The sequence below is a fragment of the Pseudomonas sp. P5_A12 genome (assembly GCF_056400685.1).
The window spans coordinates 1-2,820 of sequence record NZ_JBFUKU010000462.1 but is presented as its reverse complement, the minus strand read 5'-3'; the positions used below and the strand labels follow the sequence as shown (position 1 = coordinate 2,820).

Genomic DNA, 2,820 nt, shown 5'->3' with positions numbered 1-2,820 from the left:
CTGCTGATCGGTGCGTTTTTCGCCAGCCTCGCCGCTACCTATGGCGGTCGTCGTCGGGACGCCGTGGTGTATGTGGAAACCGACGCCTATGTCACCACTGCTTCGCTGCCTGTCCGCTAACCCAGGAGAATCATCATGCGCTCATTACTGCTGTTCTTTCTCGGTGTGCCAATCCCGATCATCATCCTGATCGCCCTGTTCATGCATTGATCCGCTGAGGCCTCATTGCCTCTGCCGCTTCTGCCATTGGTGGAAGCGGCGTTTTGCTGTGTGGCCTTCCATATATAAAGCGCCACTGTGGGATCGGGCTTGCCCGCGATGGCGTCAGCACTGTCACCCCAGGGCTTAAACCTTACCTGCTTCCTGCTCCTCCAACTGATCCGACTCAAACAGTTTAGCCAGCTCAGCCCGCGCTTCCTGCGCGGTCTGCAAGACCTTCGCCGCATCGTCATACACGGCATGCTGCGCCTCCAGCACCTGCTCGTCGTGATGCTTGAAACGCTTGATCCGCGCATCGGCCTGGGCTTGGGTCAGGCCCAGTCCCACCAGCGTGCGCCGGCTCATTTCCAGGCTCGAGTAATAGGTTTCGCGAATCGCCTCGGCGCCGAGGTCCACCAGGCGATGCACATGCTGGCGGTTACGCGCCCGGGCGATGATTTTGATGTGTGGATACAAGCGGTGCACCACCTCGGCGGTCTTGATGTTGGTGTCCGGATCATCGGTGGCGATGATGAAATATTCAGCCTGTTCGACCTTGGCCGCGCTGAGGATCTCCGGGCGCATCGGGTCGCCATAGAACACCGGCACACCGCCGAAACTGCGGGACAGCTCGATGGTTTCCACCGAGGTGTCGAGCGCCACGAACTTGATGTTTTGCGCCCGCAGAATCCGCGCCACGATCTGACCCATCCGGCCCATGCCGGCAATCACCACCCTTGGCGCATCGGTGTCGATTTGGCGGAATGTTTCCGGCACCACGACGGGTTGCACCTTGGGCGAATAGAGCCGTGCGCACAGCAGCAACAACAGCGGCGTCACTGCCATGGACAGGGTGATCGTCAGCACCAGCAAGTCGTACAGGTGCGGCTCGAACAAGCCTTGATCGCGGCCGATCTTGAACACCACAAACGCGAACTCACCACCGGCCGCCAACACGATGCCCAGACGCAGCGCATTGACTTTGCCCAAGCCACCGGCCAATCGGCCCACGATAAACAGCAACGGCAACTTGATTGCGATCAGCAGTAGCGTCAGCCCGAGCACGGCAATCGGCGCGCTGAGCAACAGGCTCAGGTTGGCGCCCATGCCGACGCTGATGAAGAACAGACCCAGCAGCAGGCCTTTGAACGGTTCGATCTGCGCTTCCAGTTCATGACGGTATTCGGAGTCCGCCAGCAGCAAGCCGGCGAGGAACGCGCCAAGCGCCATGGACACGCCGACCAGGTCCATCAGCCACGCCGTACCGATCACCACCAGCAGCGCCGTGGCGGTGGACACCTCCGGCAAACGGGTCTTGGCGACCACGCGAAACACCGGGCGCAGCAGATAGCGTCCGCCGATTACCACCACCGCAATGCTGCCCAACACGCGCAAACCATGATTCACATTGTCGCTCGCGGTGCTGGCGTGATCGCCACCCGCCAGCAGCGGCACCATGGCGATCAGCGGGATCGCGGCGATGTCCTGAAACAGCAGAATCGCAAACGCCAACCGGCCGTGAGGGCTGGTCAGTTCCTTGCGCTCGGCCAGGCTTTGCAAGCCAAACGCGGTGGACGACAAGGCAAGGCCCAGGCCCAGCACGATGGCGCTGTTCAGTGGCTGACCGAAAACGAACAGCGCCAGCACACCGATCACCGAACCCGTCAGCAGCACCTGCGCCAGGCCCACGCCGAACACCGATTTGCGCATCACCCACAAGCGTCGCGGCGACAGTTCCAGGCCAATGACGAACAACAGCAACACCACGCCGAGTTCAGAGATGTGGCTGACACTTTGCGGATTGCCGATCAGCCCCAGCACCGACGGCCCGATGAGCACGCCGGCAAACAGATAACCCAGCACGGCTCCCAATTGCAGRCGCTTGGCCAAGGGCACGGTGAGCACCGCCGCGAACAGAAATACGACAGCGGCTTGCAACAGGTTGCCTTCATGGGGCATGACTTACTCCAACACTCGATACGGCGGGGCGCCAAGAATAAAGGCTTCGGCGGGATGCGTCAGCCGCGTTGACGGACAAACCGCTATCGCGAGCAGGCTCGCTCCYACAGGTGATCGAGTTCCCCTGTRGGAGCGAGCCTGCTCGCGATAGCGCCCGAACGAACAACCGAGCAATCCCGGTGGAGCGTTCAAGACCTATTGGCTGGGAGCTCGCACTGAACTCTCGGTGCCCAACCGATACTGATTATTCCCACTGCGCTTGGCCTCATACATCGCCAGGTCCGCAATATGAATCAGCCGGTCCATGTTCGGCGCGTGGTCCGGGTACACCGCGACCCCTAGGCTGGTGCCGATGTGGCGCTGGTCGTTGCCAACGGTGATCGGCGGTGACAGTTCGACGAAGATTTTCTGGCAGATGTTGCGCGCTTCATCCTGCAGGCAGATGTCCTGAGGCAATCCTTGGAGAATGACCACAAATTCGTCGCCGCCGATCCGGGCGACGGTGTCGGTTGAGCGCAAAATTTTCTTCAACCGCGTGGCGGTGGTGATCAGGACGTGGTCGCCCGCTGCATGTCCGTAGCGATCGTTGATGGTCTTGAAACCGTTGAGGTCGACAAAGACCAGCGCAACCCGTGTGGCGCCGATACGGGCTTGCTCCAGAGC

General features: G+C 61.1%; 2 protein-coding genes. Both read right to left on the bottom strand.

Features of this window, described 5'->3' with window-relative positions; all coding sequences use genetic code 11:
- Nucleotides 1-345: 345 nt before the first annotated feature.
- On the bottom strand, nt 346-2,157 hold the full coding sequence (locus AC1DSG_RS29895; RefSeq protein ID WP_477794090.1) for a monovalent cation:proton antiporter-2 (CPA2) family protein: 1,812 nt from the start codon (nt 2,155-2,157) through the stop codon (nt 346-348).
- A 195-nt stretch (nt 2,158-2,352) separates the two neighbouring features.
- Nucleotides 2,353-2,820, bottom strand: a 468-nt coding sequence (locus AC1DSG_RS29890) for a diguanylate cyclase domain-containing protein (RefSeq protein ID WP_477794089.1), incomplete at its 5' end; no start/stop codon positions are given.